The organism is Pseudomonas sp. KNUC1026 (assembly GCF_021650705.1).
GTDB lineage: Bacteria > Pseudomonadota > Gammaproteobacteria > Pseudomonadales > Pseudomonadaceae > Aquipseudomonas.
Genome location: NZ_CP087138.1, coordinates 1,322,396 through 1,348,808, shown reverse-complemented (window position 1 = coordinate 1,348,808; position 26,413 = coordinate 1,322,396). Strand labels below are relative to the sequence as shown.

The following is a 26,413-nucleotide window of genomic DNA, read 5'->3' as shown; positions in this document are numbered from 1 at the left end:
TGTGGAGTTGCGAACTTGCCTTTTTTTCGAAGAAGAAGCCCATGATGGCGGCAGACCTGCGTGCGATCACCCGCGGCCTGCATGAGGCAGCGACGTCCGCCAATCAGATGATCGCCCAGCAGTACATTCGCTTGTTCGACCAGTTTTTCGACTACAACCCCGAAGCCCTCGGCACGCCCATGAAAGCTCGCATGGTGGAGGTTGCACTGGACCAAGGCCACCATATGCAGGTGCCTCTGATCAGCCTGGTCACGCCTCGGGGCTGGCGCTCGATACCATGCAGGTCGACCTGTCGGTCAAGATCAAGGGCACCGAGCTGGATGATGCCCGCTGTGCCATGGAAACCGGAGAGCTGAACAGCGAGCGATTTTTCGTGACGTTCTCAAGCCACAGCGATGCCGTTGACAAACGCCGCGCCGATGAAGTGCGTATCAGCCTTACCTTCAAGGCCTGCGACCCGCCCGAGGGCGTGCAACGAATCATCGAGGAGTACACGCGCACGATAGCCCCGTTGCCCACTCAGGCTGATTAGAAATCGCGCTTGTAGAACAGATCCAGCGAACTGGCCAGGCCGCTGGCCACCTCCACGTACAGCCGCCGGGTCAATGCGTAGCGCAACGCAATCGTGTTGGCCGGCTCGAATACCCCTACCCCGTAACGCAACGTCAGTCTGTCCGAAAGATTGCCGCTGGCGACCACGTTGGTCTTGTTGCCACTGCCTTCGGTATCGAGCTGGAAGTCTTGCACGCCAAGGCTGCTGGCCAGCTCGCCCGCCTTGCCCGAAGTACCCATCAAACCCAGGCCCAGCGCAGCCTGCGCGAGCAGGTTGTTGTCTTCGCCCGTGGTACTGAGCGGGCGCCCGAGCACCAAGTACGACAGTGCCTGCTCCTGGCTCATCGCCGGCTCCGAGAACACTTCGCTGGCCGGCTGCTCGACGCTGCCGGACAAGCGAATGCCGGCGATAACGTCATCGGTCTGGCGAATCGCCTCGACGTCGAGATAAGGCTGGTCGATAGGCCCGGCAAAGAGATACACGTGCCCGCCGCAGTGTCAGGCGCTGGCCGTAGGCGCGATAGCGGCCATCATTGAGCACCAGCTCGCCGCGTGTATCGAGGTTGTCGCCAATGTGCACATGGCCGGCGAGATTGGCTTGCAGGCCAAAACCTTCGAAGCTGAGCTTGTCCTGGCCGACCTCGACGTTCACATCCATCGCGATGGCCATGGGTGTCGAGGGCTTGCCGGCTTCCTGACCCACGATCACCGTGTCATCCGATACCTTGACCGTTGACGGCGGTAGCTGGCGCACGGTGATTGCCCCCTTCGGTATGCGCACCAGGCCACTGACCCCCAGGCGCTGGCCATCGAAGGTGGCCCGCAGGTCTGGCGAGGCTTCCACGCGGGCGTAGGGCTCGACAGTTACTGGCAGCTGGCTGCCAACCAGGCGCAGGTCCATGGCCAGGGCAGGTGCCCAGCCGAGCGTTCCTTCGAGCCGCCCGCTGCCGCTGCCGCCACTGCGCCAGCTGCCCTGCAGGCGCGCCTGGTCGCCGTTCAGGTCCATCGATACCGCCAGTTGCTCCAGCGCGAGCGGCAACTGTGGCCCGGCGACCGCACCGCCTGTGAGGCGCAACTGGCCTAGCACCTGCGGCGCGGCCAGCGTGCCGGCCAGGCGCCCTTCACCGGCGACGGTACCGGCCAGGGTCTGAGCCTCGGGCAGGAACGGCTGAGCGACGGCGATGTTCAGGCCCTGCAAGGAAAAGGAACCCGACAGCGCCTTGGCTTGCGATAGCGGGTCGATGCTGACCCTTGCCTGCAGTTGCCCAAGCGGGCCACCCTCGAAAGTGACCTGGGCATCGACCTGGCGCGGTGCCAGTTGGCTCTGCAAACGCAGGGCCTGGTAGGGGAAACTGCGCCACTGCCGGCCATTGCGCAGGCGCAGCGTACCGCCGCTGGCGTCGACGCTGATCTGCCCGCTGGGGCCTTTTGCTGGCACGTCCAGGGCGACCGTGGCGTTGAGCTCGCCCTGCCAGGCAGAGCCCATCAGGCAGCCAGGGCGCAAGGCCCTCCAGCGCAAAGTGCTGCAGTTGGTAGCGGATGCGCGGTTCGGGCGCCAGGCGCTGGTTTTCCGCACACAGGCTCGCCTTGCCTGAACGCCAGCAATGCGCGCCCAGGTCGACCTCGCCGGTAGCCAGGCGCTGCAAGGGCGCTGGCGCCTGCAATTGCCAGCGCTGCTCACCACTGCTCAACTGGCCGCTCGCAAGGCGGCCTTTCCATGCACCCTGACTCCAGCGCCCATCGGCAGCGAGATCTGCCGACAGTTGCGGGCCGTCGAGTTTCAATGTGAGCTGATGTTGCTCGGCAGTGCCCTGCCCCTGGATCGCCAGCACACCTAGCGCCATGTCGCCGTTGCGCAACCCGCTGGCATTGAGGGACAGGTTGGCACGCTGGCGCGCATCGAGGCCCGCTTGCAGGCTCAATTGCTCGATTGCCTGTTCGGCATAGCCCAGTTGCTGACCCTGCAATTTCAATTGGCCCTGCGGCGCACTGTCCGTACCGGCCAGTACAAGCACGCCGTGGGCTTGCCCTCGCAAGCCTGGCCATAGCTGGCCCAACCGTGGCAGCGCCAGGTCAAGCTTGCCGGCCAGGCGCTCGCCCAGCGCGCCCTGGCCCTGGATGCGGTTCGCGCCCAGTTGTATATCCAGCAGGGGCAAGGCCCATTGCTGGCTTTGACCCTGCGCCTTTGCCGACAGGCGCGCAGGCTGCCCGCGCAACTGGCCCGTGATGGCAACGTCTGCCGAGAGCTCAAGTTCGCCTTGCTGCCATTGGCCCTGGCTGCGCAGGGGGCCTGCCAGACGGCCGGGCAGCTCCGCGACCCAGTACGCCGGGTTCAGCCGTGAGAGCTGCAACGCGACATCCCACGACACACCTTGGGCAAACCCCAGCTTCACGCTACCGCTGGCTTCTCCCTGCCCCGCCTTGACCATCAGCTGCGGCAGATACAGCGCCTGTAGATCACCACTGAAGGGAGTGACGACGGTGAAGGCGCCGGCCGGCCCTTTGAAAGCACCGTTCAGGTTGCCCAGGTAATGCCCATCGCGGTAGCTGACCTCAGCCTTCAGCCGCTCGATGGCGACCGGCGGCTGCTGCGGCTGGGGGTACAGGCGGGTCCAGGGGAAGTTTTGCCGATCAAGGCTTGCCTGCGCTTCAAGCACTTCGGACCAGTTGGCCTGCCCTTCAAGTGCCAGGTGTTGCCCGGGGCCGGCGTCCAGCGACAACTCTGCAATGCTGGCGCCACTGGCATCGGCCTTGCCCGCCAGGCGCAAAGCGACCGGCCCCTGTTCGGCCGGAAGGCTGGCCTGCCCGTCGATGGCATAGCCTTGCGCCAGGTCACCCTGCGCTGCCAGGTGCAGGCGCTCGAACATCAGGGTGGGCGGCAGGCTGCGGCTGGGCTCGAAGCGCTCGGCGTCCACTGCCAGGCTCGCCGGCAAATGCTCGGCCAGTGGCCGCAACTGGCCCGCCAGCCTGGCTTGCAGGTAACCCTCGCTCTGCCCTTGCAGCGCCAGCTCGCCCGCCACAGGCCCCTGCGCTTGCAGCGAGAGGGACCAGGGCTTGCCGTCGGTGTCCGGCAATTGCAGCCGGGCTGCGGCCACCAAAGGCCATTCACCAGCGGGTCGCAAGTGGCCGGCAAGGATCAACTGCAGTGCTTCGCGGCGCACCTTGAGTGTGTGCAGCTCGATACCGTCGGCCGTCCAGCGTGCGCTCACGCTCAGGCCCGTGGCTTGCTCGGTGCCGGCATACACCAGGCTGTGCACCTGGACCTCGGCCAGCTCAACGGCCAACGGCAATTGCAGGTTGGGCAGCGCCATAGGGCCGCTGGGTGGCGCGTCGGCCTGTGCAGGGAAGTCCATCGCCAGCCGGCCCACCTCGAGTGAGTCGACACACAGCGTAAACCGGGCAAGGCACCCCGGTGACCAGCGCAGGGTCACGTCATCAGCCTCAAGCCATTGCGCACCCGCCTGCCAACGCACGCGCTGGGCATGCCATTGGCCGCCGAGTGCGCCGTCGTACCCTTCCACCGTCAGGCCGGGCACTCGGCTCAGCAACCAACGGCCGCCGCCGCTGCTGCCCAGTACCGTCCACACGCTGATCGCCAGTATCGACAGCAGTACCACGAGCGAAGCCAATACCCAGCGCAATGCGCGTTTCATAGCTCAGGCCCCATGGAGAAGTGCAGGCGAATGCCACCGTCGTCATCGAGCGCATGAGCCAGGTCGACGCGAATCGGACCGACCGGCGACACCCAGCGGATGCCCATGCCAATCCCGGTCTTGACCGTGGGGTTGGCCAACGAATTGAAGGCGTTGCCTTGGTCCACGAAGGTCGCCCAGCGCCATTTCTCGGCGAACTGGTACTGGTATTCGAGGCTGCCGGCGATCAGGTAACGCCCGCCGACGTGATCCCCGTCGTTATTCTCCAGGCGACAGGCTCTGGTAGTCGTAGCCGCGCACGCTCTGATCGCCGCCCGCGAAAAAGCGCAGCGAAGGCGGGATGTTCTTGTAGGCATCGGTGAAGTTGCCCCCAGCTCCAGGCGGCCGAGGAACCGGTGGTTGCTCCAGAGCGTTTTCAGCCCTTTGATCTGTACATCGGTGCGCACCAGGTTGGCGTCCGATAGCCAGCCTTCGCGGGCAGCACGAGCATCGAACTGCAGGCGATAGCCGTTGTGCGGGTCGACCTTGTTGTCGCTTTCAGATAGCCGTAGCTGATGCCTGGCATCACCAGGTTCGACAGGCCACTGTCGTCGCCCAGGCGATATTCCTCGCGCTCCCATTTGAGCGAAATCACGCGTGTCCAGCCGCTGGGCAGCTTGCTGTGCCACTCCGGGCCCAGGGTCAGCAGCTTGCTGAGGCTGTCGGTGTTGGCCAGCTCTTCGTACTGGTAGCCGGCGGCGTAGCGCAGCTTGTCAGTGAGCGGAGGGTCGAGCGGCACGTCGTACCACAGGCCGACGTTCTGCCGCGGCGCCGAGAGCTCCATTTCGGCGCCATAGCTGTGGCCCTCGGGGTTGACCCAATGGCGCGTCCAGTTGGCCTTGCCGCGCGGGCCCACGTCGGTCGAGTAGCCTACTCCCAGGCCCATGGTGCGCGGCTTGCGGTTGTCGACCCGCACGTTCACCGGCACTACCTGTTGGCTGGCGGTAGCGGGGTCGGCATCGACTCGCACGTTTTCGAAGTAACCGCTGCTCTGCAAATCGCGATTGAGCTGGGCGATCAGCTCCGAATCGTAGGGCGTGCCCGGCTTGAAAGGCACCATGCGCTGCAGCAGCGGCTGGCCGATGATGCTGTCGCCGCTGAAAGCCACGGGGCCCAGTGTGTAGCGCGGCCCGCTTTCATAGACCAGGTCGATGTCGGCAACGCCGCCCGCGGGGTCTACCGCCAGGCGCTGGGCGGTGAAATGCCCGGTGAAGAAACCGTAGCGTGAGGCCTGGTTCTGGATCGAGCGCTTGGCGTCTTCGTAACGGCCATGGTTCAGTGGCTGGCCGGGCGCCAGCCCATTGCCGGAAGGCACCTTGAATGCGCGCAGTTGCGTGGCCGGGCCCAGCACCTGGATCCGCACGTTGCGCAAGCGCACCGGCTCACCGGGCTGCACGTGAAGGGTCAGGCCGGGGGTTCCCCTGGCCATTGACCTCGCTGGTGATCCGCGCCTGGTAGAACCCCAGTGCCTGGGCCGCTTTGTTGGCCTGCTCCTCAGCGCCCGCACTGAACTGCACCAAGGCCTCGGCATCACGCTGGCCGAGGTCGCCGATGTAGTTCTGGATATTGGCCTTGAGTGCGGCATCGGGCGGTTGAACGTCCACGCGCAGTTCGCTCTGCGCATGCGCGAGCCCTGCCAGCAGGGCCAGCAAACCACCTGAGAGAATTCGTCCTGAATACGTCATGGCGGCGATCCTAGCACGGCACCGCTGCGCTTTGCCGCCCCCGGGTGGCCGGCCGGGAAGACCTTCGCTAGGATGGGCGTTTTATCCCGAGGCCGCCTGCCATGAAAATTGTTTCATTTAATATCAACGGCCTGCGCGCACGCCCTCATCAACTGGCTGCTTTGATTGAAACCCACCAGCCCGACGTGATCGGCCTGCAGGAAACAAAGGTCTCTGACGATCAATTCCCTCTAGCTGAAGTGCAGGCCCTGGGGTACCACGTTCACTACCATGGGCAGAAAGGCCACTACGGTGTCGCTCTGCTCTCGCGTAAGGCGCCACTGAGCGTGCACAAGGGTTTTGCAGGCGACGAGGAAGAAGCTCAACGCCGATTCATCTATGCCACCATCGAGGACGAAAACGGCCAACCGGTCACGGTCATGAACGGGTATTTCCCCAAGGCGAAAGCCGTGACCACCCCACCAAGTTCCCCGCCAAGCAGCGCTTCTACCAGGACCTGCAAACCCTGCTTGAAAGCCAGTACCAGCCCAGCCAGGCACTCGTGGTAATGGGCGATGTGAACATCTCCCCCGAAGACTGTGACATCGGTATTGGCGCCGACAACGCCAAGCGCTGGCTGAAAACCGGCAAATGCAGCTTCCTGCCTGAGGAGCGCGAGTGGATGGCCCGTCTGAAGGGCTGGGGCCTGGTGGACACCTTCCGCCACCTCAACCCCGAGGTGAACGATCGTTTCAGCTGGTTCGACTACCGCAGCCGCGGCTTCGAAGACGCCCCCAAACGCGGCCTGCGCATCGACCTGATCATGGCCTCCACCGGGCTGTTGCCACGGGTGAAGGCCGCGGGGGTGGATTACGAACTGCGAGGGATGGAAAAGCCTTCGGACCATGCGCCGATCTGGGTAGAGCTAGGGTGAAGGCGGGACAGGTGCGGGCGCCGAGGCTGCGGTGGCGGCGTCGGCGGCCTGGGTGTTCTGAGCTGTTTTTGCAGCCTGCGCCATCTCCTGCATCTGCTCGATCAGGTCATTCATGAATTTGGCCTCATCAGGCTCACGATCATCGATGCCGTAATCCTCTTTCCTAGCACGTCGGCGCGCTTCTTCAGAAAGGTCGACCTGAACGGCCTGCTCACGGTCTTGTGCAGATACCGACTCTCTAGCGACCGTCTGCCCAGTCACCGGCGAAGCATTGGCGATAGCTGCCATCAGCTTGAAGGTGTTCAGCGCCCGCTCGCGGGTTTCAGAAAACATGGGGTCGGCATAACTTGCCAAGCCGTCCTTGTGGTACTGCCACTGGTCGTACTTGGCGCCGGCATTGACCTGAGAACCTCCCGCGTCATGTTCGGATGAACCCATGAAACTGCTGAGTATGTCGTTTTCCGAAATCAACCCAGCCGCACCCAGCTTTCGGTAGACTTCCGACATCTCGCTGTAGCTGGCATCCTTGACATTCAGGCCTTTGATGATGCTCTGAAATTGCGCATGGTCTTTTTCGCTCAGCACGCCACTTAATACGCCACCCTCCCCGGTTTTATCGCCAATTTTGACTTGGAAGGATTCATGTTTTCCAGGGGTGTAGACGCTCTTGAGGTAGCCTGTTGCCAGGCTGTCGAGCATTGTTGATACAGCACTTATAGGAGGCATATGGGATCCCTCATGCATTCGATTCTTTTGCCGTGCCATGAGTCTTTATCCCATGACACGGCCTATCCACCGACCGCCATCAGACACTAATGGCATCTCAACCCATTACGTGCCAGGAATTGAGTAAAGAGGCATGCGCCCTTCCATGCGCCAGTTACTGACTTCAGTAGATCCAATATTAAAAACCTTATAACGATACTGCCCTGGCTTGTCAGGAAAGAAGCTACGATCCATGCTGGAAGTACCCGTCGAAACCCTCTCAGAATACAGACTCCATACGCTACCAGAACTGTATTCAATTACGTGCCTAAGTTTATTCGAACCACCAGACGAACCTGACAGATCCGAAAATTTTAAGTTAACCATGGTCAAGCATGTGATATTCATCGGCCCATATACGATACGCTCACTCCCCGGCGGAATACTGTAGCCGCTTCCGGAAATATTCATATTCGCGCACTTGGCTGATGCAGAACTTCCCGCGACAGCCACAAGCGCCGTTACTACCAAAAGAACTACCCTTTTCATTCAGACCACCTCTCATAATGCTGCGACTGTAAGGCCTACACCCGCGAATAGTCGCTAGCGAAACCATTGATAATTAGCAGCTCTGCACCGGCAGTGACCATAATTCAGTCCCCGGGCACGAATGCTCCGCTAGAGCTTCAAGTGAATGACTTCGACACGCCCGCGATCGAACCAGCTATCTGCTTAGCCTTCTGCACCTTCGCCATCTGCTGCATCTGCTGAACCATCTTCTGCATATCCATCCCCTCGGTTTCCTTGCCTCCCTCCACCTGCTCACCGCCTGACATGCGACGCGACATTTCCGAAAGGTCAACTTTGTAACTCGGTTTCGGCGCTGCCGTGTTCGACGACACTTGCGCAGCCTGAAGCTTTTCCTTGTGCGCCATATTGCTTTTAACTGAACTTGGCGCGCTCGAGGCGACGTTGCCTACAGAAGCCGAAGTAAGATTGACTGCAGTCATGATGAAACTCCTTTTTACTTTTCTAGGAATAGCCGAGCCCGCCCGTGCGCTGCGCGTGCAGCCCGGCATGGGTGTTGCAACTTGAAATTCAGGCAATGCGCAAGATTGATCGCCAACGACGCCGCAATCGCACAGGCATAGAACTGCACGGGTGGAGTTTGCCCATGGGGATGGGCATGTTTGGGGTGGCTGATAAAGCGTCAGGCACGTTGTAAGGTGGACATGCGAATGGCATGGCACGCTCCTTGTGAACAAAGGGGCCAAAATCCATTTCAGCCGTGGATTGAAGAGTGTCTTTAAATAGTGCGGATAGGCGTAGATCGCCCAGGCGCAAGTTTAGCCTGGCGGCAAACTATCAAAACACGAAGAGGTAGCAGATCCATTGATGAGTATCAATGAGCGCAGGAAATCGCAGATTGGGAAGAGAGGCATGGACGGCTCCTTGTCAACTATTGAACGGGCGCTGAAATCCTTTTCAGCGTGATTCCTGATCTGGAATCGCACAAGTGTCATACCGTGCATAGCGGCAGCGGCCACGATAACTTTAGGTCTTTTTCCAACTTTTTTTCAGATGTTTATGCCGCTGAATAAAACCGCTCTACCACGCACTTATCGGGGCAGCATGCAGATATTGCCCTTCTCGATGGCCAAGCCTGAATCGTGCAGCACAAGGTAAGCCTGAGTGCCCTCTCGACAGGGATAGCCGACGGAGCACCATAGGCCCCAGGGCCAGAGGAGCGCCCTGCTTCAGTGACCTGCCGAACGATCCCCGCGCTGGGCCAGCTTAGAATCTTCAAGAATCTGCGCCATGAATGACCTGAAGCGATTGTTCACATCCAACACCCGTGCTAGAGCCCCCAAGCACGGAAACAGGTGTTACCGGCTCAGCACCTGGAACGGGTAACGCGGGAACACTCTGCGGCGCAACGTCGCACCCCTAAGGAACGCAAAAAACCCAACCTGTTGAATTTAAAGAATTTTATAAAGTTGGCACGCCATCTGCTTTATCACTCGTACAACAAGAACAAGAAAAAGCACCACCCCTAATAAAAACAACATGAACGGCTCTGGCATAACAAGAACAACGACGGCAGATCCGAAGCCAACAGATTTTTTTGACGAATGCAGGCGTTTCTCGGGAGGTTTCCCGAGCCCGACCCAGAACAACAAAACTGCGTATCAGCAGCCCGGTTCGGCCACCTCGGTGTGAAACGGTTCGAGCGTTCAAAAAAATACGTTTGCTCTTGGCCCTGAATGAGGGCCGGCCGCAAGGCCACTGCGAGGCAGGCAACAATAACGACGACAGCCCAATCGCCATAATAACAAGAGCGCACGCAATACCTTTGAGGGGAGCCTAGGCTCCCCTCAGTGCATTCAGGATTTTTCCCACAACGCTTGTGATCTCACCACCACCCCGCACGGTATGCAACCCGGGGCAACCTGCTCGGTAGGCCAGGTGGGGTTCAGTGGCCGCAACCACACCGTATCGCCCTCCTCCACCCACTGTCGCAGCCTGGGCAGGCCGCCCGAGGCTGGCCGCACCACCGCCAGCTGCCCGTTGACCGGGGCCAGGCCCGTGTCTACCAGAACCCAACTGCCCACCGGCACGCATAGACCTACAGGCGCAAGCATGGCCTCGGTGGCCACACAGACCCAACATGCCGTTCCCACGGCCTGATAGTCACTGGCAAGCCAGCGCAAGGGTTTGCACTCGCTGAAATCAGGCTGCGCCAGTGCCTCCCAGCTCAGGCACGGGTAGCGCCACACCCCATCTTCCAAAGCCATTGCACACTGTACGGCGGTGTCGTAGGTGGCACGCGCCTCAGCGGCACGCAGCACTGTAACTACCTCCATTTCGGGGTGGCCCACCGCACGCAGAATCCGATTCATCATGGCCTGGCCGGGTTCACGGCGCCCGCTCAGCCAATGATTGATTGCAGCCTGCGAAGCGCCTACGCGCTCGGCCAGCCGCTCCTGCGTCAGGCGCTGCTCGCGCATGCCGCGTTTGACCATCGTTATCCATTCGTCCATGGCGCTACCTTAACTGCAAGCACCTGCAGCGCTGATTACAAACTGTAATATTACAGGGCGAGTAACAATTACATAAGGCTATATGCTGTCCGCTTCGCTGAACACGTGCAGGGCAATACCATGAAATCCCACTCTTCCACCCATCGATGCGCCGCCACGCAGCGCGCACTCGATCATTACTTCAAACCCGAGCCCACCGCCCACCCCTTCCTTTGCAGGTTCGGCCAGGCCTCAAGCACCAGGAGGCCCTGAATCATGCGAGCGAACTGCTCAAATGCGCTTGCGCTACTGCTTATGAGTCGGCAGATCAGCTACGCGGCGTTCCGCGGGATATGGCGATGGCGGTAGTGCACATGGTCGGAATGGCCAGAGCGTTGGTCGATAGCGCACTGGACGCGGAAGAGGTGCGGCTGAAAACGACAGAGGGGAAATAAAAACGACAGAAAGGTCGAAATCACTTGACCCTCAAATGATAACGATTATTATTGCTCGCAACTGGTCGCGAGATCGGTTGGTAACCTGAAGACTCTTGGTCGGGTTTTCAGATTATCTCCTCATCAGGCTAATCACGGTTATTGACCCGGCTCTTTGGCCGGGTCTTTTTTCTCTTCATCAGGCTAAATGAAGTCGCTCGATGCGCGCATGATATCAAGGCGTCATCGATGTTTCCAAGCTGTCTCCCTTGGGAGTGCCGCCTTTCTCATAGATTCCGACGATCAGCGATTCAATATCGGTTGAGAATGATTCTCGACTTAACTAGGCTCTCGGCAGGACCTTTTCGCAGGAGCACATTGATGGCCCGTTCACTTACGCCTCTGCCTGGCTGGCTACAGCGTCGCCCTGGCTCATTATCTGGCAACGCATCCCTGCCACATGCTCTTCGCGCCCTGCCCCGGCGCCAGCGCCAAGTGCTGTTGCTGGCACGTCTGGATAGCCTGGGTTTTGCGGAAATCGCCCAGCATCTGGGCGTTACCCCCGAACGCGTCGAAGCTGACCTCACCTGCGTACTGAACACGCTTGGCCAACTCGAACGAACAGGCTCGACGCAGGCCAGTGCCTGGTACACGCGCTTGCAGAATCCAGCCGTCACACCCAGCGAGCGTATCGACTTCAGGCGCTGGCTGGATGCCCAACCGGGGCACCTGCAAGCGTTTCATCAGACCGAGCTGCTGTGGCGCAGCCTGCTGAGCCCCGTACAGGCACTGATGGCAGGCGGCGCTCACTTGCAAGCGCGGCGCAAAGCCTCTCTCGGTGGCTGGATCGCCGGGTTGGTCGCGCTGATGCTGTTGAGCTGGCTCAGCTCCTGAGCACCGTTGCGCTTGCTGCCGGGCCCGCAAGCTCCTATAAGGAAGTTCGCCGCTTCCTAGAGAATCTTTCATGCCCATCCAAGTAGATGCCCGCTTCGACAGCGGCAACATCGAAGTTCGCGACCTTTCCGATCCAGCAGCCCTGCGCCTGGCCATCCGCCCTGACACAAACAGCCCGCACCTGCAGTGGTTCCACTTCCGGGCGACCGGCCTGGAGCCTGGCCAGCCTTATCGATTCGTGCTCGAAAACGCGGGCCAGGCCACCTTCAACGACGGCTGGCCGGGCTATCGGGCCGTGGCAAGCGAGAACGGCCAGGACTGGTTCCGCGTACCTACCCAGTACGATGGCCAGGCCTTGACCATAGAGGCCCACCCCACCGGTGAAGCCCTGTCGGTGGCCTACTTCGAACCCTACACCCGTACCCGCCATGCCGAACTGATCCAACGCGCTCTGGCAGGAGGAGCGGCCCTGCACGCCGAAGGCAGCAGCGCCCAAGGGCGGCCCATCGAGTTGTTGCGTGCGGGCAGCGGCCCGCTGGCAATCTGGGTGATCGCACAGCAACACCCGGGCGAGCACATGGCCGAGTGGTTCATGGAAGGGCTGATGGAACGGCTGCTGGACAGCAGCGCCTCGAGCGAAGCCCTGCTCAGCCAGGCAACCTTCTACCTGATCCCGAACATGAACCCTGACGGCGCATTCCTTGGCCACCTGCGCACTAATTTCCATGGCGTGGACCTGAACCGAGCCTGGCAAGATCCAGACCCGGTACAGGCGCCTGAGGTGTACTTTGCCCACCAGCAGATGCAGCTCAACGGCGTGGACCTGTTCATTGACGCCCACGGTGACGAAGCCATCCCGCACGTATTCACCGCTGCCTGTGAAGGCAACCCCGGTTACACGCCGCGGCTCGCGGGCCTGGAGTCGCGCTTTCGCGACCTGCTCTGCGAGCAGACCCGTGATTTTCAACAGGTCCACGGCTATCCCCGCAGCGCACCGGGGAAGGCGAATCCTGCGTTGGCATGCCACGCTGTCGGGCAGCGCTACGACTGCCTGGCCCTCACTCTCGAAATGCCCTTCAAGGATCATGATGACGCCCCCTCGCCTCAAACCGGCTGGAATGGGGCTCGTTCGGCACGCCTGGGGGGCGATGTACTGCATGTGATCAGTCAGTTGCTGGGGGACCTACGCTAAACGGGCCACCCCACCATCAGGCATAAGCTAAGAACGCATGGTTATCACCGCTCCCAGGCAAAATTGCTATCCTGCGCCGCCGCCGCGCTAACGCGGCGTGGAATTAGCCGTACGGATGGGATGATGGACACAGCGTTGCTCGGTTTCACCCTCGCAGGCCTGGTGGTCGGTTTCATCGTTGGAATGACAGGTGTCGGTGGGGGTTCGCTGATGACCCCTATTCTGTTGTGGTTCGGCATCAACCCTGCCACAGCGGTGGGGACCGACCTGCTCTACGCCGCGATCACCAAGTGCAGCGGCGTGTGGGTTCACAGCCGCCATCGCAATATCGACTGGCGCATTACCGGCTGGCTGAGCCTGGGCAGCGTCCCGGCCGCAGCCCTGACCCTCTGGGCGTTGCAGCACCTGCCGGGCGATGCCAAGGCGCTCAACAGCCTGATCAAGCAGGCACTTGCAGTGGTGTTGCTGCTCACTGCAGTCGCCATCCTGCTCAAACCCTGGCTGCAAAAGCTTGCCAGCCGGCATGCCGGTGACCGCCCGGTGTTGACGCCCGCTACCTTGAACGCGCTGACCGTGGTCACGGGCGTGTTGCTCGGCGTAATGGTTTCGTTGACCTCCATCGGTGCCGGCGTATTAGGAACCGTCGGGCTGTTTCTGCTCTACCCCTTTCTCCCTACGCGGCGGCTGGTCGGCACTGAAATCGCCCATGCAGTACCGCTCACCCTGGTCGCAGGCCTTGGCCATGCCAGCATGGGCAACATGGACTGGCCCTTGCTCGGCCATCTGCTGCTCGGTTCGTTGCCCGGTATCTGGATGGGCAGCCACATGGCCGGGCGAGTACCCGATACGTTCCTCCGGCCGTTCCTGGCGGTCATGCTGGCCCTGATTGGCGTGAAGATGATGGCGTAAGGCACCCCGGGCCTGGGTGGTGGTCGAACACTCAAGCCCTCACTCGGAGCTTTCGCCATGCACACTATTCACGATGCTGCCCAGCGCGGTTTTACTGCCCAGGCTCACCAGTACGCACGCTCCCGCCCCGACTATCCAAAAGCCCTGGAGCCCTGGCTTGAACAGGAACTGGGTATAGCGCCAGCGTTGCGCGTACTGGATGTGGGGGCCGGTACAGGCAAGTTCACACGCTTGCTGGCCGGGCTCGGGGCAGACGTAACCGCGCTCGAGCCCGTGGCAAAGATGCGTGAGGAGCTGTCACTGGCCTTGCCTAAAGTGCCGGTGATGGACGGCACTGCCGAGCAGCTTCCACTGGGTGACGGCACCGTCAAGGTTGTCACCTGCGCCCAGGCCTTTCACTGGTTCGCCAGCACCGAGGCTCTTGCCGAGTTTCATCGAGTGCTGGTGCCGAAGGCAAATTGGGCCTGGTATGGAACGTACGTGATGAGTCGGTCGACTGGGTTGCCCAGATCACTCGCATCATCACCCCCTATGAGGGCGACGCACCCCGCTTCCACACCGGACAATGGCGCGAAGCCTTCGATGGCCGCTACTTCGATAACGAGCGCGCTACCACCCTGGAGCACCGCCATGAAGGCACGCCCGAAGAGGTGATCGTGGGCCGTTTCCTGTCGGTCAGTTTCATCGCCGCACTGCCGCCGGCCGAGCAGGCCTTGGTGGCAGGGCAACTCCGAGAGCTGGTTGCTACGCACCCGGAACTCAGGGGCAAGCAACAGGTGTCCTTTCCCTATCAGACACAAGCGTACGCCTGGTCCCGGCGCTGAAGCCTGCTCATCACCGTGCAAGCTTCATCGAGGCAAAAACGACAAAGGCCACCCGAAGGTGGCCTTTGTCTGAATCAGCAGGTTCGTCAGAACTTACTTCTTCACTTCCCAACCGGTCAGCTCGGCGAGTGCCTTGCCGATGTCGGCCAGCGAGCGGACGGTCTTGACGCCTGCGTCTTGCAGCGCAGCGAACTTCTCGTCAGCAGTGCCTTTACCACCGGAGATGATCGCACCGGCATGGCCCATGCGCTTGCCGGGCGGAGCGGTTACACCAGCGATGTAGGAAACCACCGGCTTGGTAACGTTGGCCTTGATGAACGCAGCCGCTTCTTCTTCGGCCGAACCACCGATTTCGCCGATCATCACGATCGCTTCGGTTTTCGGGTCATCCTGGAACAGCTTGAGGATGTCGATGAAGTTGGAGCCAGGGATCGGGTCGCCGCCGATGCCCACGCAAGTGGACTGGCCGAAGCCTGCATCGGTGGTCTGCTTGACAGCTTCGTAGGTCAGGGTGCCGGAACGCGACACGATACCGACCTTGCCTGGCAAGTGGATATGGCCAGGCATGATGCCGATCTTGCACTCGCCGGGGGTGATGACGCCCGGGCAGTTAGGGCCGATCAGGCGTACGCCCAGTTCGTCGCACTTGACCTTGGCGTCCAGCATGTCCAGGGTCGGGATGCCTTCGGTGATGCACACGATCAGTTTGATGCCGCCGTTGGCAGCTTCCAGAATCGAGTCTTTGCAGAACGGAGCCGGAACGTAGATGACCGAAGCGTCGGCGCCGGTGGCCTCGACAGCTTCCTTGACGGTGTTGAACACCGGCAGGCCCAGATGAGTGCTGCCACCCTTGCCCGGGGTTACGCCGCCAACCATCTTGGTGCCGTAGGCGATGGCTTGTTCGGAGTGGAAAGTACCCTGCGAACCGGTGAAGCCCTGGCAGATGACTTTGGTGTCTTTGTTGATCAAAACGCTCATTACTTGCCCTCCGCGGCTTTGACGACTTGTTGCGCAGCGTCGGTCAGGCTGGTTGCCGCGATGATGTTCAGACCGCTCTCAGCCAGGACCTTGGCACCCAGCTCAGCGTTGTTACCTTCCAGGCGAACGACCACAGGAACCTTGACGCCCACTTCCTTGACCGCACCGATGATGCCTTCGGCGATCATGTCGCAGCGCACGATGCCGCCGAAGATGTTCACCAGAACGGCTTGCACGTTGCTGTCGGAGAGAATGATCTTGAACGCTTCGGTCACGCGCTCTTCGGTCGCGCCGCCGCCAACGTCCAGAAAGTTGGCCGGCTTGCCGCCGTGCAGGTTGACGATGTCCATGGTGCCCATGGCCAGGCCTGCGCCGTTGACCATGCAGCCGATGTTGCCTTCCAGCGCTACGTAGTTCAGCTCGAACTTCGCAGCGTGGGCTTCACGGGCGTCGTCCTGCGACGGGTCGTGGAACTCGCGCAGCTTGGGCTGGCGGAACATGGCGTTGGCATCGATGTTGATCTTGGCATCCAGGCAATGCAGGTTGCCGTCAGCCTTGATGACCAGCGGGTTGATTTCCAGCAGGGCCAGGTCGTAGTCCTTGAACAGCTTGGCAAGGCCCACGAAGATCTGGGTGAACTGCTTGATCTGGTTGCCTTCCAGGCCCAGCTGGAACGCCAGCTCGCGGCCCTGGAACGGCTGTGCGCCGACCAGCGGGTCGATGGTGGCCTTGAGAATCTTCTCGGGGTGTTGTGCGCAACGGTTTCGATGTCCACGCCACCTTCGGTGGAGGCCATGAACACGATGCGGCGGGTCGAACGGTCCACTACCGCGCCCAGGTACAGCTCCTTGGCGATATCGGTGCAGGACTCGACCAGAATCTTGGTGACTGGTTGGCCATTGGCATCAGTCTGGTAAGTCACCAGGCGCTTGCCCAGCCACTGGGCGGCGAAAGCCTTGGCGTCTTCCTTGCTCTTGACCAGTTTCACACCACCGGCCTTGCCGCGGCCACCGGCGTGAACCTGAGCCTTGACGACCCACTCGCTGCCACCGATCTTGTCGCACGCCTCAGCGGCGGCCTCGGGGGTGTCTACTGCGTAGCCCTTGGATACTGGCAGGCCGTACTCAGCGAACAGCTGCTTACCCTGATACTCGTGAAGATTCATGCTTTTTACCGTCTTCGTTAGGTACTGCGCTTTCGGCGCTGCGCCCCGTGGGGTGCCGCGCCACCTGTGACTTCCGTTTGCAGCGTCTGGCAAGGCTCAGGGATCGCGTGGTTCACCCAAAGCATGCCTGGCACTGCAAGGTCGAGTCCGATATCCGTTCCGCGGTTCGCCGCCTGGGCGGCGAACGACGGGCAAGGTACCGTTGTGGTTTCTTCTTGTTAACGCTTCTTGCGGTTGGCGACGTGAATGGCACCACCATTCACGGCCAGGGCTGCTTCGTGCAGGGCTTCGGAGAGCGTCGGGTGGGAGAACACCATCATCCCGAGGTCTTCGGCACTGGTGCCGAATTCCATGCCGATCGCACCCTGCTGCACCAGTTCGGCAGCGCTTGGGCCAATCACATGCACACCCAGTACGCGGTCGGTCTTGGCATCAGCGATGACCTTGACGAAACCACCGGTGTCGTTGGCGGCCATGGCGCGGCCGCTGGCGGCGAAGGGGAAGGTGCCAACGTTGACTTCAACGCCTTCGGCCTTCAGTGACTGCTCGGTCTTGCCGACCCATGCAATTTCCGGGTGAGTGTAGATCACCGACGGGATAAGGTCGTAGTTCATGGTGGCTTTGTGGCCCTTGATGCGCTCGACAACCATGATGCCTTCTTCCGACGCCTTGTGCGCCAGCATCAGGCCACGCACCACGTCACCGATGGCGTAAACGCCCGGCACGCTGGTGGCGCAGTAGTCGTCGACGTACACGAAGCCACGCTCGTCGATGTCCACGCCGCTGTCCGAAGCCAGCAGGTCGGTGGTCACGGGGCGGCGGCCGACGGCAACGATCAGCTTGTCGAACACGATCTTCTGTTCGCCGTTGGCGTCGGTGTAGGTCACTTCGACCTCGTCACCGTTGACCTTGGAGCCGGTCACGCGAGCGCCCAGCTTGATGTCCAGGCCTTGCTTGGTGAGGGTCTTGTAGGCTTCCTTGGAAACCGCGGTGTCTGCGGCCATCAGGAAGGTTTCCAGCGCTTCGAGCACGGTGACCTGAGCGCCAAGGCGGGCCCAGACCGAACCCAGCTCCAGGCCGATGACACCGGCACCGATCACGCCAAGGCGTTGCGGCACGGCCGCGAATTCCAGCGCGCCGGTGGAGTCGACGATGACGTTCTGGTCGACCGGGGCCGGCGGGATGTCGATCGGGCGCGAACCGGAGGCGAGGATGACGTTGTCAGCCTCGATCACTTCGGTGGTGCCGTCGGGCTTGGTGACTTCGACCTTCTTGCCGGCCAGCAGCTTGCCGTGGCCTTCGATGGAGGTCACGCCATTGGCCTTGAACAGAGTGGCCACACCGCCGGTGAGGTTCTTCACGATGTTGGCCTTGCGGCCGATCATCGCGCCCACGTCCATCTTCACCTCACCGGTGGAGATGCCGTGAACGTTGAAGCTTTCCTTGGCTTCCTTGTATTTCCAGGAGCTGTCGAGCAATGCCTTGGAAGGGATGCAACCGACGTTGAGGCAGGTACCGCCCAGCGCCTGCTTGCCGTCTTTGTCCGTGTATTTCTCGATGCACGCGGTCTTCAGGCCCAGCTGGGAAGCCTTGATCGCGGCGACGTAGCCACCAGGGCCGGCACCGATCACTACTACGTCAAATTTCTGAGTCATATTCGTTCCTTAATAGCTGCAAGCTTCGAGCTTCAAGCGGCAAGCCGAAGCGCAATGCATGGGTGCCGAGCGCACCCGCTTGCAGCTTCGAGCTTGCAGCTTGTCACTGATTTAGATGTCCAGCAGCAGGCGCGCCGGGTCTTCGAGCAGGTTCTTGATGGTCACCAGGAAGGTTACCGCTTCCTTGCCATCGATCAAACGGTGGTCGTAAGACAGAGCAAGGTACATCATCGGGCGGATTTCCACCTGGCCTTTGACTGCCATCGGACGCTGGAGGATGTTGTGCATGCCCAGGATCGCAGCTTGCGGCGGGTTCACGATCGGGGTCGACATCATCGAACCGAAGGTGCCGCCGTTGGTGATGGTGAAGGTGCCACCGGTCATCTCTTCGATGGCCAGCTTGCCGTCACGCGCTTTCTTGCCGAAGGTAGCGATGCCGTTCTCGATTTCGGCCAGGCTCATCGACTCGGCGTTGCGCAGCACCGGAACCACCAGGCCGCGGTCGCTGGAGACAGCGACACCGACATCGGCGAAACCGTGATAGACGATGTCGTTGCCATCGATCGAGGCGTTGACTGCCGGGTAGCGCTTGAGCGCCTCGGTAGCGGCCTTGACGAAGAACGACATGAAGCCCAGGCGCACACCATTGTGGGACTTCTCGAACAGGTCCTTGTACTTCGAGCGCAGGGCCATGACTTCGGTCATGTCGACTTCGTTGAAGGTGGTCAGCATGGCCATGTTCGACTGAGCCTCGACCAGGCGCTCGGCAATCTTGGCGCGCAGGCGGGTCATCGGTACACGCTTCTCGGTGCGGTCGCCCGCGCCTTGAACCACAGGTGCTGCAGCGGCAGGTGCGGCCGGTTTGGCGGCCGCTTGCGGTGCGTTCTTCTTCGCATCGATAGCCGCGACCACGTCTTCCTTGGTCACGCGGCCATCCTTGCCAGTGCCCTTGATGCTCGACAGGGCGATGCCGTTTTCTTCGGCCAGTTTGCGTGCTGCAGGTGCGCCGATGGCGTCTTCGTCGGCGGCAGCTGGAGAAGACGCTGCAGCTGCAGGGGCAGCAGCAGGTGCGGCAGCAGCCGGAGCCGCGGCAGCGCCGCCTGCTTCGATCGAGCCCAGGACTTCGTCCGAGAGCACGGTATCACCCTCATTCTTGACGATTGCGCCCAGTACGCCGTCAGCGGTGGCGAGGACCTCCAGCACGACCTTGTCGGTCTCGATGTCGACGATCAGCTCATCGCGCTTGACCGCTTCGCCCGGCTTCTTGTGCCAGGTCGCCACGGTGCCATCGGCAACCGATTCCGGGAAGGTGGGGGCTTTGATCTCGATAGCCATTGCAGGGATTCCTTAATTCGGGTTCGTTTGCTCGAAGGCGTTAGACAGTAAAGGCATCTTGCAGCAGTTTTTCCTGCTGCTCGGCGTGCATCGACGCATAACCGCAGGCTGGCGCGGCCGAAGCGTCACGGCCGGCGTATTCCAGCACCAGCGCCTTGTTGTGGCTGGCCAGGATACGGCGGAAGTGATGCTGGCTCTGATACCAGGCCCCCTGGTTCATCGGCTCTTCCTGGCACCACACCGCATGCTTGAGCTGGGTGTATTGCGCAAGGATTTCCACCAGGTCGTCTTCAGGGAACGGATACAGCTGCTCGACACGCAGGATGGCGATGTCCTGGCGGCCTTCGGCACGGCGTTTTTCCAGCAGGTCGTAATAGACCTTGCCGCTGCACAGCACCAGGCGCTCGACCTTGGCCGGGTCCAGGGCATCGATCTCGGGGATGATGGTCTGGAACGAGCCTTCGGCCAGATCCTCCAGAGTCGACACGGCCAGCTTGTGGCGCAGCAGCGACTTGGGCGTGAGCACCACCAGCGGCTTGCGCAGCGGGCGAATGACCTGGCGACGCAGCAGGTGGTAGATCTGTGCTGGCGTAGTGGGCACGCACACCTGGATGTTGTGCTCGGCGCACAGTTGCAGGTAACGCTCAAGGCGTGCCGAGGAGTGCTCGGGGCCCTGCCCTTCATAACCGTGTGGCAGCAGCATGGTCAGGCCACACAGGCGGCCCCACTTGTGCTCGCCGCTGGTGATGAACTGGTCGATCACCACTTGCGCGCCGTTGGCGAAATCACCGAACTGGGCTTCCCAGATCACCAGCGCATTTGGCGTAGTGGTCGAGTAGCCGTATTCGAACGCCAGCACCGCCTCTTCCGACAGGAACGAGTCGTACAGCTGGAACGAGGGCTGGCCCTCGAACAGGTTTGTCATCGGCACGTAGCTGGTGGCGTCCTTCTGGTCTATGCAGCACCGCATGACGGTGCGAGAAGGTGCCACGGCCAACGTCCTGGCCGGTAAGGCGAATCGGGTGGCCTTCGAAGATCAGCGTGGCGTAGGCCATGGTCTCGGCGTAACCCCAGTTGATCGGCAAGCCACCGGCCTGCATCTTCTGGCGATCTTCGAGGATCTTGGCGACCTGGCGCTGAACCACGACGCCTTCAGGGATGGTCAGCAGCTTGCCGGACAGCTCCTGCAGGGTCTTGAGGTCAAAGCGGGTATCATGGCGAGCGGTCCAGGTGTGGCCCAGGTAGGGGCGCCAGTCGACGAACAGTTCCTTGTTCGGCTCCTTGACCAGGCTCTTGACCACGTGCAGGCCGTTGTCCAGCGCGTTGCGGTATTCGTCGACCTGAGCCTGTACCGCCTCGGTGCTGAGCGCACCGCTGGTGATCAGGCGCTCGGCGAACAGCTCGCGAGTGGTGCGCTGCTTGGCGATCTGCTGGTACATCAGCGGCTGGGTGCCACTCGGCTCATCGGCCTCGTTGTGGCCGCGGCGGCGGTAGCACACCAGGTCGATCACGATGTCGCGCTTGAACTGCATGCGGTAGTCGACGGCCAACTGGCTGACGAACAGTACGGCTTCGGGATCATCGCCGTTCACGTGCAGGATCGGCGCCTGGATCATCTTGGCAACGTCGGTGGCGTACTCGGTGGAGCGCGCATCGAGCGGGTTGCTGATGGTGAAGCCGACCTGGTTGTTGACCACGATGTGGATGGTGCCGCCGGTCTTGAAGCCGCGGGTCTGCGACATCTGGAAGGTTTCGAGCACCACGCCCTGGCCTGCGAATGCCGCATCGCCATGGATGTTGATCGGCAGGACCTTTTCGCCGCTCTTGTCATTGCGACGGTCCTGGCGAGCACGTACCGAGCCCTCCACCACAGGCGAAACGATTTCAAGGTGCGACGGGTTGAACGCCATGGCCAGGTGGACTTCGCCACCGGTTGTCATGATGTTCGAGGAGAAGCCCTGGTGATACTTGACGTCACCGGAACCGAGCTCGACCTTCTTCTTGCCTTCGAACTCGTCGAACAGCTCGCGCGGGCTCTTGCCGAAGGTGTTCACCAGCACGTTGAGGCGGCCGCGGTGGGCCATGCCGATAACCACTTCCTTGGTGCCATAGGAGCCGGAGCGCTGGATCACTTCGTCCAGCAGCGGTATGAGGCTCTCGCCGCCTTCCAGGCCGAACCGCTTGGTGCCGGGGTACTTGGTGCCCAGGTACTTTTCCAGGCCCTCGGCTGCGGTGACACGCTCGAGCACATGGCCCTGGACTTCCGAGGAATACACCGGACGACCGCGCACGCTCTCGAGGCGTTGCTGGAACCAGCCGCGCTGCTCGGAATCGACGATGTGGATGAACTCGGCGCCGATGGTGCGGCAATATGTCAGCTGCAAGGCATCGAGAATTTCGCGTAGGCTTGCTTCCTCCTTACCGATGTACAGGTCGCCGGTACGGAAGGTCGTATCCAGATCGGCATTGGTCATGCCGTAATGATTGATCGACAGGTCTGCCGGTGCGGGCCGTTGCCACAAGCCCAGCGGGTCCAGCTGGGCCGCCTGGTGGCCACGCAGCCGGAAGGCCTGGATCATCCGAAGTACTTCAACTTGCTTCTTCTCATGCTCGCTGCTCACGCTCCCGGCCGATACCGGTTGAGCGCGGCGCTGGTTCTTTGCCAGCAGGACGAAATGATCGCGAACGGTCGAGTGGGAAACGTCGGGGGCGGTGCTGCCGTCGGCGGGCAACTTCTGGAAGTAGGTGCGCCACTCTTCTGGCACAGCGTTAGGGTCGTGCAGGTAAAGCTCATAGAGCTCTTCCACATAGGCAGCGTTACCACCTGAAAGGTGGGCGCTGTTCCACATGCGCTGCATCACGCTTTCTTGCATGCTTGGTCACCCTCGGTTAGGGGCCATCATCCGGGTAAATCCCCGCCTGCTCGCTCACGCGAACTGCCAAGGTTCCCACAGATGTTCCGGGTACCAGCCCGGAAGCCCCTGCTGGTCTCATTTCTTCAAAGTAAAGGCAGTGGCCTTTTGAGCCTCCACCCGATGTTGCCAGTTGCCGGGCATTCGCCCGGCAACTGGCGGTACAGCGTGGTGAATCAGGTACCGCTGGACAGCAACATGTTACGCACGTGGCCGATTGCCTTGGTCGGGTTCAGGCCCTTGGGGCAAACGTTCACGCAGTTCATGATCCCGCGGCAACGGAACACCGAGAACGGGTCGTCCATCGACGCCAGCCGCTCGCTGGTGCGGGTGTCACGGCTGTCGGCCAGGAAACGGTAGGCCTGCAGCAGCGCGGCGGGGCCCAGGAACTTGTCCGGGTTCCACCAGAACGAAGGGCAGGACGTCGAGCAGCAAGCGCACAGGATGCACTCGTAAAGGCCGTCCAGCTTCTCGCGGTCTTCCGGGGTCTGCAGGCGCTCGATGGCAGGTGCCGGCGTGTCGTTCTGCAGGAATGGCTTCACCTTCTCGTATTGCTTGTAGAAGATGCTCATGTCGACGACCAGGTCACGAATGACCGGCAGGCCTGGCAACGGGCGCAGTACCAGCTTGCCACCCTTGACCACGGCAGACAGCGGCGTCACGCACGCCAGGCCGTTCTTGCCGTTGATGTTCATGCCGTCGGAGCCGCATACGCCCTCACGGCAGGAGCGACGATACGAGAAACCTTCGTCCTGTTCCTTGATCAGGGCCAGTACGTCGAGAACCATCAGGTCCTTGCCGTCGGTGTCGACCTGGAAATCCACCATTTTCGGTGCGGTGTCCTGGTCCGGGTTGTAACGATAGACGCTGACTTGCAACATGGTGTTCACCCTCAGTAAGTCCGGACTTTAGGTTCGAAGGCAGGAACTGTCTTCGGCGCGAAGTTGACGGCGCGCTTGGCTACGCGTTTTTCACCCGGGTAGTACAGGGTGTGGCACAGCCAGTTCTCGTCGTCACGGTCTTCGAAGTCTTCACGGGCGTGAGCGCCACGGGATTCTTCGCGGGTATTGGCGGCAATCGCCGTGGCTTCGGCAACCTCCAGCAGGTTCTGCAGCTCCAGCGCCTCGATACGCGCGGTGTTGAAGCCCTGGCTCTTGTCGTTGATCTTGACGTTGGCGATGCGCTCGCGCAGGCCGGCCAGTTGGGCGATGCCCTTCTCCATGTATTCGCCGGTACGGAACACGCCGAAGTAGTTCTGCATGCAGCTCTGCAGCTCGCGGCGCAGCGTGGCGACGTCTTCGCCGCTGTTGCGCTCGTTGAGCGAAGCCAGGCGAGACAGGGCCACATCGACGTCGGTGTCACTGGCGTCGCGGTATTCGATGCCTTCGGAGAGTGCCTTCTCCAGGTGCAGGCCAGCAGCGCGGCCGAATACAACCAGGTCGAGCAGCGAGTTGCCGCCCAGGCGGTTGGCACCGTGGACCGATACGCAAGCGACCTCACCCACGGCGAACAGGCCCGGGATGATGTGGTCGGTGCCGTCTGCGTCCATGGTGATCGCCTGGCCATGAATGTTGGTGGCAACGCCGCCCATCATGTAGTGGCAGGTCGGGATGACCGGGATCGGCGCGACCACAGGGTCGACGTGTGCGAAGGTCTTGGACAGCTCGCAGATGCCTGGCAGGCGGCTGTGCAGCACTTCTTCGCCCAGGTGGTCGAGCTTGAGCAGTACGTGGTCCTTGTTCGGCCCAACGCCGTTGCCAGCCAGGACTTCCTTGACCATCGAACGGGCGACCACGTCGCGGCCGGCCAGGTCCTTGGCGTTGGGCGCATAGCGCTCCATGAAACGCTCGCCATGGGCGTTGATCAGGTAGCCACCCTCGCCACGGCAGCCTTCGGTGACCAGCACACCGGCGCCGGCGATGCCGGTGGGGTGGAACTGCCACATCTCGATGTCCTGCACCGGCACACCGGCGCGCAGCGCCATGCCGATACCGTCACCGGTGTTGATCAGGGCGTTGGTGGTGGAGGCGTAGATACGGCCGGCACCGCCGGTGGCGAGCACTGTCGCCTTGGAACGGATGTAGACGGTTTCGCCGGTTTCGATGCAGATGGCGATCACACCGACGAAGGCGCCGTCCTGGTTCTTGACCAGGTCGACCGCGTACCACTCGTTGAGGAACGTGGTGCCGTTCTTCAGGTTGGCCTGGTACAGGGTGTGCAGCAGTGCGTGGCCGGTACGGTCGGCAGCGGCGCAGGTACGCGCGGCCTGGCCGCCCTTGCCGAAGTCCTTGGACTGGCCACCGAACGGGCGCTGATAGATGCGGCCGGTCTCGGTACGCGAGAACGGCAGGCCCATGTGGTCCAGCTCGAAGACCGCCTGCGGGCCGACCTGGCACATGTACTCGATCGCGTCCTGGTCACCGATGTAGTCCGATCCCTTGACGGTGTCGTACATATGCCAGCGCCAATCGTCGTTCGGGTCGGCCGAAGCGATTGCACAGGTGATGCCACCCTGGGCAGAAACGGTGTGCGAACGGGTCGGGAACACCTTGGTGACCACGGCGGTCTTGTGGCCGCCCTGGGCCAGTTGCAGCGCGGCGCGCATGCCGGCGCCGCCGCCACCTACGATGATGGCGTCGTAATTGAGTGTACGAATGCTAGACATGAATCAAATACCCCAGAGAATCTGCACACCCCAGACGAAGTAAGCGAACATCACGACGCCGCATACCGCCTGGAACAGGAAACGCACGACCGTGGCCGACTTGCCCAGCGCCATGGGCGTGAGGTAGTCGGTGGAAATGGTCCACATGCCGACCCAGGCGTGGGCGCTCAGGGCGACCAGGGCCAGCAGGCTGAAAATGCGCATCGCGTTATGGGAGAACAGACCATGCCACTGGGCGTAGTCCATCCCCGGGTGAGCTACGAGGTAGCCGATCAGGAACAGGAAATAAGCCGCGAGAACGACCGCAGAAACCCGTTGGGCCATCCAGTCGTAGAGGCCGGAACGAGAAAAGTTAGTGACGTTGGTTACCATACCCAGATCCCCGCCAGAACGATGAGCACCACCGAGACAACGATGACGATTTTCGAGCCCAGCTTGCCGCCTTCCAGCGTTTCGCCGACACCCGCATCCATGACCAGGTGACGCACACCGGCCACCAGGTGGTACAACAGGGCAGAGAGCAGCCCCCAGATCACGAACTTGGCCAGCGGACTGGTCAGATACGCCCTCACCTCACCGAAGCCTTCTTCCGAGCCCAGCGACTTGCCCAGCGCGTAGAGCGCGATGGCAATGCCGACGAACAGGATGATGCCAGAGATACGGTGCAGGATGGACGTGTAAGCAGTGACGGGGAGTTTGATGGTCCTTAGGTCTAGGTTTACAGGTCGTTGGCTATTCACGGCTTTTTTCACACTGAAGAGCCCCCTTGCAAGCAGGGCAAGTTGTCGGGAAGTGTACTGGTCAGGTACCCACCACCCAGGGAGTGACGACGCCACTGGAACGGGCCAAAAAAGCCCAGGGCGGTCGGACGCCGAGTATAGAC

Annotated in this window: 16 protein-coding genes and 6 pseudogenes; 8 read left to right on the top strand and 14 right to left on the bottom strand. The window is 61.6% G+C overall.

Annotation, left to right across the window (positions count from 1 at the left end; all coding sequences use genetic code 11):
* Positions 1 to 41 precede the first annotated feature (41 nt).
* Positions 42 to 356 (top strand): DUF2589 domain-containing protein, encoded by a 315-nt coding sequence (locus LN139_RS24715; RefSeq protein WP_329611014.1) that lies wholly within the window; start codon positions 42 to 44, stop codon positions 354 to 356.
* Positions 278 to 532, top strand: coding sequence for a hypothetical protein (locus tag LN139_RS24710; RefSeq protein WP_268944826.1), 255 nt, complete (start codon positions 278 to 280; stop codon positions 530 to 532). Before LN139_RS24715 ends, LN139_RS24710 begins: the two co-directional genes overlap by 79 nt.
* On the opposite strand, the pseudogene LN139_RS06030 reads toward LN139_RS24710, so the two are convergent.
* Together LN139_RS06030 and LN139_RS06025 are read right to left on the bottom strand one after the other, a co-directional pair.
* Positions 529 to 4,205 (bottom strand): annotated as a pseudogene (locus LN139_RS06030) (translocation/assembly module TamB domain-containing protein). The gene LN139_RS24710 and the pseudogene LN139_RS06030 overlap by 4 nt on opposite strands.
* Positions 4,202 to 5,929, bottom strand: a pseudogene (locus LN139_RS06025) (autotransporter assembly complex protein TamA). Before LN139_RS06025 ends, LN139_RS06030 begins: the two co-directional pseudogenes overlap by 4 nt.
* A gap of 101 nt (positions 5,930 to 6,030) precedes the next feature.
* Here LN139_RS06025 and xthA point away from each other — a divergent pair.
* Positions 6,031 to 6,842: pseudogene (gene xthA, locus LN139_RS06020) on the top strand (exodeoxyribonuclease III).
* On the opposite strand, the gene LN139_RS06015 reads toward xthA, so the two are convergent.
* The 3 genes from LN139_RS06015 to LN139_RS06005 all read right to left on the bottom strand — a co-directional run bounded on the left by LN139_RS06015 (position 6,834) and on the right by LN139_RS06005 (position 10,588).
* A complete protein-coding gene (locus LN139_RS06015; RefSeq protein ID WP_236359154.1) occupies positions 6,834 to 7,541 on the bottom strand; it encodes a hypothetical protein in 708 nt (235 codons plus the stop codon). The pseudogene xthA and the gene LN139_RS06015 overlap by 9 nt on opposite strands.
* Positions 7,542 to 8,233: 692 nt before the next feature.
* Positions 8,234 to 8,557, bottom strand: coding sequence for a hypothetical protein (locus LN139_RS06010; RefSeq protein WP_236359153.1), 324 nt, complete (start codon positions 8,555 to 8,557; stop codon positions 8,234 to 8,236).
* Positions 8,558 to 9,931: 1,374 nt separating this feature from the next.
* Complete coding sequence (locus LN139_RS06005; protein ID WP_236359152.1) at positions 9,932 to 10,588, bottom strand: LexA family transcriptional regulator; 657 nt, start codon at positions 10,586 to 10,588, stop codon at positions 9,932 to 9,934.
* Between the two features lie 146 nt (positions 10,589 to 10,734).
* Between LN139_RS06005 and LN139_RS06000 the strand changes: the two genes are divergently transcribed.
* The 5 genes and pseudogenes from LN139_RS06000 to LN139_RS05980 all read left to right on the top strand — a co-directional run bounded on the left by LN139_RS06000 (position 10,735) and on the right by LN139_RS05980 (position 14,820).
* A complete protein-coding gene (locus LN139_RS06000) occupies positions 10,735 to 11,022 on the top strand; it encodes a DUF6124 family protein (protein ID WP_236359151.1) in 288 nt (95 codons plus the stop codon).
* Positions 11,023 to 11,382: 360 nt separating this feature from the next.
* Complete coding sequence (locus LN139_RS05995; RefSeq protein WP_236359150.1) at positions 11,383 to 11,895, top strand: DUF4880 domain-containing protein; 513 nt, start codon at positions 11,383 to 11,385, stop codon at positions 11,893 to 11,895.
* A 70-nt stretch (positions 11,896 to 11,965) separates the two neighbouring features.
* The gene (locus LN139_RS05990) at positions 11,966 to 13,087 is read left to right on the top strand and encodes a M14 family metallopeptidase (protein WP_236359149.1); all 1,122 of its coding nucleotides are present in this window, start codon (positions 11,966 to 11,968) and stop codon (positions 13,085 to 13,087) included.
* Positions 13,088 to 13,210: 123 nt separating this feature from the next.
* Positions 13,211 to 13,996 (top strand): sulfite exporter TauE/SafE family protein, encoded by a 786-nt coding sequence (locus LN139_RS05985; RefSeq protein WP_236359148.1) that lies wholly within the window; start codon positions 13,211 to 13,213, stop codon positions 13,994 to 13,996.
* Positions 13,997 to 14,053: 57 nt separating this feature from the next.
* Positions 14,054 to 14,820 (top strand): annotated as a pseudogene (locus tag LN139_RS05980) (class I SAM-dependent methyltransferase).
* Positions 14,821 to 14,913: 93 nt separating this feature from the next.
* Here the strand turns inward: LN139_RS05980 and sucD are convergent.
* The 9 genes and pseudogenes from sucD to sdhC form a co-directional block, all read right to left on the bottom strand.
* Complete coding sequence (gene sucD / locus LN139_RS05975; RefSeq protein WP_236359147.1) at positions 14,914 to 15,798, bottom strand: succinate--CoA ligase subunit alpha; 885 nt, start codon at positions 15,796 to 15,798, stop codon at positions 14,914 to 14,916.
* Positions 15,798 to 16,963 (bottom strand): annotated as a pseudogene (gene sucC / locus LN139_RS05970) (ADP-forming succinate--CoA ligase subunit beta). Before sucC ends, sucD begins: the two are co-directional and overlap by 1 nt.
* 218 nt (positions 16,964 to 17,181) lie before the next feature.
* Entirely contained in the window at positions 17,182 to 18,618 is a 1,437-nt protein-coding gene (gene lpdA / locus LN139_RS05965) for a dihydrolipoyl dehydrogenase (RefSeq protein WP_236359146.1), read from the bottom strand.
* A gap of 111 nt (positions 18,619 to 18,729) precedes the next feature.
* Positions 18,730 to 19,953 carry a 2-oxoglutarate dehydrogenase complex dihydrolipoyllysine-residue succinyltransferase gene (odhB, locus tag LN139_RS05960; RefSeq protein WP_236359145.1) on the bottom strand — a complete coding sequence of 408 codons (1,224 nt, stop codon included), beginning with the start codon at positions 19,951 to 19,953 and terminating at the stop codon, positions 18,730 to 18,732.
* Between the two features lie 40 nt (positions 19,954 to 19,993).
* Positions 19,994 to 22,826: pseudogene (locus tag LN139_RS05950) on the bottom strand (2-oxoglutarate dehydrogenase E1 component).
* A gap of 215 nt (positions 22,827 to 23,041) precedes the next feature.
* Positions 23,042 to 23,746, bottom strand: a complete 705-nt coding sequence (locus tag LN139_RS05945) for a succinate dehydrogenase iron-sulfur subunit (RefSeq protein ID WP_236359144.1) — start codon at positions 23,744 to 23,746, stop codon at positions 23,042 to 23,044.
* Between the two features lie 11 nt (positions 23,747 to 23,757).
* On the bottom strand, positions 23,758 to 25,530 hold the full coding sequence (gene sdhA, locus LN139_RS05940) for a succinate dehydrogenase flavoprotein subunit (RefSeq protein ID WP_236359143.1): 1,773 nt from the start codon (positions 25,528 to 25,530) through the stop codon (positions 23,758 to 23,760).
* A 3-nt stretch (positions 25,531 to 25,533) separates the two neighbouring features.
* Complete coding sequence (sdhD, locus tag LN139_RS05935) at positions 25,534 to 25,902, bottom strand: succinate dehydrogenase, hydrophobic membrane anchor protein (protein ID WP_236359142.1); 369 nt, start codon at positions 25,900 to 25,902, stop codon at positions 25,534 to 25,536.
* Positions 25,896 to 26,282, bottom strand: a complete 387-nt coding sequence (sdhC, locus tag LN139_RS05930; RefSeq protein WP_236359141.1) for a succinate dehydrogenase, cytochrome b556 subunit — start codon at positions 26,280 to 26,282, stop codon at positions 25,896 to 25,898. The genes sdhD and sdhC overlap by 7 nt, the downstream gene beginning before the upstream one ends.
* Positions 26,283 to 26,413: the final 131 nt, after the last annotated feature.

Excerpts from the sequence above, each read along its gene's own strand:
- LN139_RS24715 (WP_329611014.1), top strand. The coding sequence starts at position 42 with ATGATGGCGGCAGACCTGCGTGCGATCACCCGCGGCCTGCATGAGGCA.
- LN139_RS24710 (WP_268944826.1), top strand. The coding sequence starts at position 278 with ATGCAGGTCGACCTGTCGGTCAAGATCAAGGGCACCGAGCTGGATGAT.
- LN139_RS06015 (WP_236359154.1), bottom strand. The coding sequence starts at position 7,541 with ATGCTCGACAGCCTGGCAACAGGCTACCTCAAGAGCGTCTACACCCCT.
- LN139_RS06010 (WP_236359153.1), bottom strand. The coding sequence starts at position 8,557 with ATGACTGCAGTCAATCTTACTTCGGCTTCTGTAGGCAACGTCGCCTCG.
- LN139_RS06005 (WP_236359152.1), bottom strand. The coding sequence starts at position 10,588 with ATGGACGAATGGATAACGATGGTCAAACGCGGCATGCGCGAGCAGCGC.
- LN139_RS06000 (WP_236359151.1), top strand. The coding sequence starts at position 10,735 with ATGCGCCGCCACGCAGCGCGCACTCGATCATTACTTCAAACCCGAGCC.
- LN139_RS05995 (WP_236359150.1), top strand. The coding sequence starts at position 11,383 with ATGGCCCGTTCACTTACGCCTCTGCCTGGCTGGCTACAGCGTCGCCCT.
- LN139_RS05990 (WP_236359149.1), top strand. The coding sequence starts at position 11,966 with ATGCCCATCCAAGTAGATGCCCGCTTCGACAGCGGCAACATCGAAGTT.
- LN139_RS05985 (WP_236359148.1), top strand. The coding sequence starts at position 13,211 with ATGGACACAGCGTTGCTCGGTTTCACCCTCGCAGGCCTGGTGGTCGGT.
- sucD (WP_236359147.1), bottom strand. The coding sequence starts at position 15,798 with ATGAGCGTTTTGATCAACAAAGACACCAAAGTCATCTGCCAGGGCTTC.
- lpdA (WP_236359146.1), bottom strand. The coding sequence starts at position 18,618 with ATGACTCAGAAATTTGACGTAGTAGTGATCGGTGCCGGCCCTGGTGGC.
- odhB (WP_236359145.1), bottom strand. The coding sequence starts at position 19,953 with ATGGCTATCGAGATCAAAGCCCCCACCTTCCCGGAATCGGTTGCCGAT.
- LN139_RS05945 (WP_236359144.1), bottom strand. The coding sequence starts at position 23,746 with ATGTTGCAAGTCAGCGTCTATCGTTACAACCCGGACCAGGACACCGCA.
- sdhA (WP_236359143.1), bottom strand. The coding sequence starts at position 25,530 with ATGTCTAGCATTCGTACACTCAATTACGACGCCATCATCGTAGGTGGC.
- sdhD (WP_236359142.1), bottom strand. The coding sequence starts at position 25,902 with ATGGTAACCAACGTCACTAACTTTTCTCGTTCCGGCCTCTACGACTGG.